The following is a 4704-nucleotide window of genomic DNA, read 5'->3' as shown; positions in this document are numbered from 1 at the left end:
GCGCGGGAGCGGGGGTAACCCGTGCGGTGGTTCGTCCGGTGCGTCGGCCCGTTCCGGCGGCAGGGGGTGGACCGGGAGCCGGGTCACGGGTGATCGTGGCGGCATGAGCCATCACCTCACGGAATCCGTCCGCGCCGAGGCCGCTGACGTGCGGCGCTTCTGGGAGGGGCTCGGGCTCCCCGGACTCGTCGACGTGCACACGCACTTCATGCCGGAGCGGGTGCTGCGCAAGGTGTGGGCCTACTTCGACGCGCTCGGGCCGTTGACCGGCGGGGTCGAGTGGCCGATCACCTACCGGCAGGAGGAGAGGGAACGGGCCGAACTGCTGCGGGAGTTCGGGGTGGTCGCCTTCACGGCCATGCTCTATCCGCACAAGCCCGGCATGGCGCGGTGGCTGAACGACTGGGCGGTCGACTTCGCCCGCCGCACGCCCGGCTGCCTGCACACTTCGACGTTGTTCCCCGAACCCGGGGCCGAGGGCCTGGTCAGGGACGCCGTCGAAGCGGGCGCACGGGTCTTCAAGGCGCATGTGCAGGTGGGGGCGTACGATCCGGCCGACACGTTGCTCGACGGTGCCTGGGGCGTGCTCGCCGAGGCGGGCGTCCCGGTGGTGATCCACTGCGGTTCCGGGCCCGCGCCCGGCAAGTACACCGGCCCCGAGCCGATCGCGCGGGTGCTGGCCCGGCACCCCCGGCTGCGTCTGGTCGTGGCGCACCTCGGGATGCCCGAGTACGAGGACTTCCTCGACCTCGCCGAGCGCTACACGGAGGTGCGGCTGGACACCACGATGGCGTTCACCGACTTCGCCGAGCGCATGGTGCCGTTCCCCCGGCGGGCCCTGCCCCGGCTGGCCGGCCTCGGCGACCGGATCCTGCTCGGCACGGACTTCCCCAACATCCCGTATCCGTACCTCCATCAGCTCCAGGCCCTGGAGCGGCTCGGGCTCGGGTCCGCATGGCTGCGGGCGGTGTGCCACGACAACGCGGCCCGCCTCTTCGGCCTGCGGGGGAACGGAAGCGGAGGTGGAAACGGAAACGGAGGGGGAAGCGGCGCCGTCGGTTGACGAGGGCGCCGGGGCCGCTGAAGGAGCGGCCCGAGGATTTCTCAGGGAAAACACAGATTTCGGAAAGGGCGCTCTCAGAGGTCCTCGCGAGGGTGTGGAGCATGACCACGACCTCGCCCCAGGGGCGCACCGAACTGCTGAGGCCGGACGGGGGCCCTGTCCGCGTGCTGGTGGTGGACGACGAGCAGTCGATCGCCGAACTGCTGTCCATGGCCCTGCGCTACGAGGGATGGCGGATCCGCAGCGAGGCCGACGGCCGGGGCGCTGTCCGGGCCGCGCGCGAGTTCCGGCCCGATGCCGTCGTCCTGAACATGATGCTGCCGGACATGGACGGCCTGTCCGTGCTCGGGCGGCTGCGCCGCGAGCAGCAGGACATGCCCGTCCTCTTCCTCACCGCGAGGGACGCCGTCGAGGACCGCATCGCGGGCCTGACCGCCGGCGGCGACGACTACGTGACCAAGCCGTTCAGCCTGGAGGAGGTCGTCGCGCGGCTGCGCGGCCTGATCCGGCGCTCCGGCGCGACCGACCGCCGGCCGGAGTCCGTGCTGGTCGTCGGCGACCTCACGCTCGACGAGGACAGCCACGACGTGACCCGGGCCGGGGTGGACATCCACCTCACCGCCACCGAGTTCGAGCTGCTGCGCTACCTGATGCGCAACCCGCGGCGAGTGCTCAGCAAGGCGCAGATACTCGACCGGGTCTGGTCCTACGACTTCGGCGGGCAGGCGAACATCGTCGAGCTGTACATCTCGTATCTGCGCCGGAAGATCGACGCCGGCCGGGAGCCGATGATCCACACCCGGCGTGGTGCCGGGTACCTGATCAAACCCGCGGTGTCGTGAGCGGACGACGACGGCCGCGTCCGCGGGGAGAGCGGGCACACCGCGCACGCTCCGGACCCGGCTCGTCGTCGCGTCCGCGGTCCTGATCGCCCTGGTGCGCGCGGTGATCGGCACGGTGACGACGCCGGCCCTGCGGTCGCACCTGTACGAGCAACTGGACGGGTGGCTGCACGAGGCGGCGATGCGGGCCGTCGAGGTGAGCGTCACCGGCGCCGGACTCGTGGCGGCCGGTATCGCGGGGCTGGTCCTCACCCGGAAGGCCGACGGCTGACGACCACGCCGCAGTCGGCAGCGGGCGGGCGGGGGAGGGAGACCGGGAGCCACCTTCCCCACCCGCCCGTCACTCCCCTTCGACCAGCCGTGCCGGGAAGCCGCCCGTCGCCACCGGGCCCCACCGCTCCGGGGTGATCCGGATGATCGACTTGCCCTGCTTGACCATGGCCGCCCGGTACTCGTCCCAGTCGGGGTGCTCGCCGGCGATGTTCCGGTAGTACTCCACGAGCGGCTCCACCGACTCGGGCGTGTCGACGACCTCGGCGGTGCCGTCGATCTGCACCCAGGGGCCGTTCCACTCGTCGCTGAGGACGATCAGGCTCACGCGGGCGTCCCGCTTGGCGTTGCGGGTCTTGGCGCGCTCCGGGTAGGTGGAGAGCACGATGCGGCCGGAGTCGTCGACCCCGCAGGTCAGCGGAGACCCCTGAGGACTTCCGTCGGCCCGCCGGGTCAGCAGGATCGCGCGGTGCCGGGGCCGTACGAAGTCCAGCAACTCGTCGAGGGAGACACGGGTGTTCGTCGCGATGTTCGGTGCCATGGCGCCAGCCTAGGACCGACGCCGGGTGCCGGCGGGCGCCTCACTCGGCCAGGGGAGTGAAGACCCGGGAGGAGTACCGGCGAGCAGGACCGGTGAAGAGGGCCCCGGTGCAGAGAACCTCTGTGCAGAGGACCTCGGTGAAGAGGACCGGCCCGCGGTGGGGGCGCGCCTCCGCTGAGAGCGCGCCGCCCGCCGCGGGCCGGGGGCGGGTGGTCCGAAGGGGAAGGAGTCCGGACTACTCGCCGGGGCCAGTGGGGCTGTTGGCCTTGCCGCCGCCGGCGGGGGCCGAGGCGGAGCCGGACCGGTTCGGGACGTCGGCGGTGTCGGCCTCGGCCGCCCCGCCGGTGGTTCCGTCCGTCGCCCCGGCGGCCACCGGAACCGGTGCGGCGGAGAGCGACTCGGCGGCCTGGGCCAGCGCGCCCGAGGTCCGCAGCGGGACCTCCTTGATGAACAGGGTCACCAGGAAGGCGAGGAAGGCGACCGGGGCGACGTACAGGAAGATGTCGGCGATGCCGTGCCCGTAGGCGCTCTCCAGCCAGGTGCGGATGCCGTCGGGCAGCAGGTCCATGTCCGGCAGTTCACCGGAGCCGGCCGACTGGGCGGCGGCGGCCTGCTCCTGCGGGCTCAGCGAGTCGATGGTGTCCTCGGCGTAGTGGTTGATCCGGGTCGACATGACCGAGCCGAGCACCGAGACGCCCACCGCGCCGCCGAGCGACCGGAAGAAGGTGACGACGGAGCTCGCGGCGCCGAGGTCGCTCGGTTCGACCTGGTTCTGCGTGCACAGCACCAGGTTCTGCATCATCATGCCGGTACCGAGGCCCATGATCACCATGAAGAGGCCGATGTGCCAGTACGGGGTGTCGTGGCGTATGGAGCTCAGCAGCCCCAGGGCGGCGGTCAGCAGCGCGGCGCCGGTGACGAGCCAGGACTTCCACTTGCCGGTCCGGGTGATGATCAGACCGGAGACGGTCGAGGAGACGAACAGACCGCCGATCATCGGGATGGTCAGGACGCCCGACATGGTCGGGGACTCGTTCCGGGCCAGCTGGAAGAACTGGCTGAAGTAGATGGTGCCGGCGAACATCGCGATACCGACGAACAGCGAGGCGACCGAGGCCAGCGTGATGGTGCGGTTGCGGAACAGCCGCAGCGGGATGATCGGCTCGGCGGCCTTCGTCTCGACGAACAGGAAGACCAGGGTGAGCAGCAGCGCGCCGCCGACCATCGCGTACGTCTGCCAGGACACCCAGGCGAACTTGTCGTCGGCGAAGGTGACCCAGATCAGCAGCAGGCTGACGGCAGCGGTGATGAAGAAGGCGCCGGCNNGCACCAGCGCCAGCCGAGCCACGAGGTGTCGGTGATCACGCCGCCGACCAGCGGGCCGCCCACGGTCGCGACGGCGAAGGTCGCGCCCAGGTAGCCGGAGTAGCGGCCGCGCTCCCGGGGGGAGATCATCGCGGCCATGATGATCTGGGCCAGCGCGGTCAGACCACCGGCGCCCAGACCCTGGATGACCCGGGCGGTGATCAGCATGCCGGGGTTCTGCGCCATGCCGGCGACCACGGAGCCCACGATGAAGATGACCAGGGCCGTCTGGACCAGCGTCTTCTTGCTGACCAGGTCGGCCAGCTTGCCCCACAGGGGCGTGGACGCGGTCATCGACAGCAGCGCCGCCGTCACGACCCAGGTGTAGGCGCTCTGGCCGCCGCCGAGTTCGGTGATGATCTCGGGCAGGGCGTTGGAGACGATGGTGGAGGACAGGATCGCGGCGAACATGCCGAGCAGCAGGCCCGACAGTGCCTCCAGGATCTGCCGGTGGGACATGGGAGCGCCGCTCGCGGGAGAGTCTTTCCCGCGTTCGGCCTGGGCCCGCACACCAGTCGGTGTGGTCGTTGCCATGGACTTCCTTCTCTTACGCGTTTGCTGGTGTACGGGTGGTCTCGGTGTCCTGGGGGGCACGAGGGGCCGGGCTGTCTCTTATACACATT

General features: G+C 71.0%; 5 protein-coding genes and 1 pseudogene. 3 read left to right on the top strand and 3 right to left on the bottom strand.

Annotated features, from left to right (window positions below):
- The first annotated feature begins 103 nt into the window (after nt 1-103).
- The 3 genes and pseudogenes from AOK11_RS22695 to AOK11_RS46430 all read left to right on the top strand — a co-directional run.
- Nucleotides 104-1063, top strand: a complete 960-nt coding sequence (locus tag AOK11_RS22695) for an amidohydrolase family protein (RefSeq protein ID WP_055595572.1) — start codon at nt 104-106, stop codon at nt 1061-1063.
- Nucleotides 1064-1164: 101 nt separating this feature from the next.
- Nucleotides 1165-1905 (top strand): response regulator transcription factor, encoded by a 741-nt coding sequence (locus AOK11_RS22690; RefSeq protein WP_055595571.1) that lies wholly within the window; start codon nt 1165-1167, stop codon nt 1903-1905.
- Nucleotides 1902-2095, top strand: a pseudogene (locus tag AOK11_RS46430) (two-component sensor histidine kinase); the annotation flags it as partial. The gene AOK11_RS22690 and the pseudogene AOK11_RS46430, both read left to right, overlap by 4 nt.
- Before the next feature lie 150 nt (nt 2096-2245).
- Here the strand turns inward: AOK11_RS46430 and AOK11_RS22685 are convergent.
- The 3 genes from AOK11_RS22685 to AOK11_RS45255 form a co-directional block, all read right to left on the bottom strand.
- On the bottom strand, nt 2246-2716 hold the full coding sequence (locus AOK11_RS22685) for a PPOX class F420-dependent oxidoreductase (RefSeq protein ID WP_055595570.1): 471 nt from the start codon (nt 2714-2716) through the stop codon (nt 2246-2248).
- 235 nt (nt 2717-2951) lie between these two features.
- Nucleotides 2952-3998: an MFS transporter gene (locus AOK11_RS22680; protein ID WP_478501592.1), complete on the bottom strand. Its 1047-nt coding sequence runs from the start codon at nt 3996-3998 to the stop codon at nt 2952-2954.
- 44 nt (nt 3999-4042) lie between these two features.
- Nucleotides 4043-4540, bottom strand: a 498-nt coding sequence (locus AOK11_RS45255; RefSeq protein ID WP_478501591.1) for an MFS transporter, incomplete at its 3' end; no start/stop codon positions are given.
- Nucleotides 4541-4704 lie beyond the last annotated feature (164 nt).

Origin of the sequence: Streptomyces hirsutus, assembly GCF_001418415.1 — a bacterium.
Taxonomy (GTDB): Bacteria; Actinomycetota; Actinomycetes; order Streptomycetales; family Streptomycetaceae; genus Streptomyces; species Streptomyces hirsutus.
The sequence above is the reverse complement of the archived record's forward strand: the minus strand, read 5'-3'. Positions and strand labels throughout refer to the sequence as shown.

What these genes read in the sequence shown, in the direction of transcription:
- AOK11_RS22695 (WP_055595572.1), top strand. Translation starts at nt 104, where the DNA reads ATGAGCCATCACCTCACGGAATCCGTCCGCGCCGAGGCCGCTGACGTG.
- AOK11_RS22690 (WP_055595571.1), top strand. Translation starts at nt 1,165, where the DNA reads ATGACCACGACCTCGCCCCAGGGGCGCACCGAACTGCTGAGGCCGGAC.
- AOK11_RS22685 (WP_055595570.1), bottom strand. Translation starts at nt 2,716, where the DNA reads ATGGCACCGAACATCGCGACGAACACCCGTGTCTCCCTCGACGAGTTG.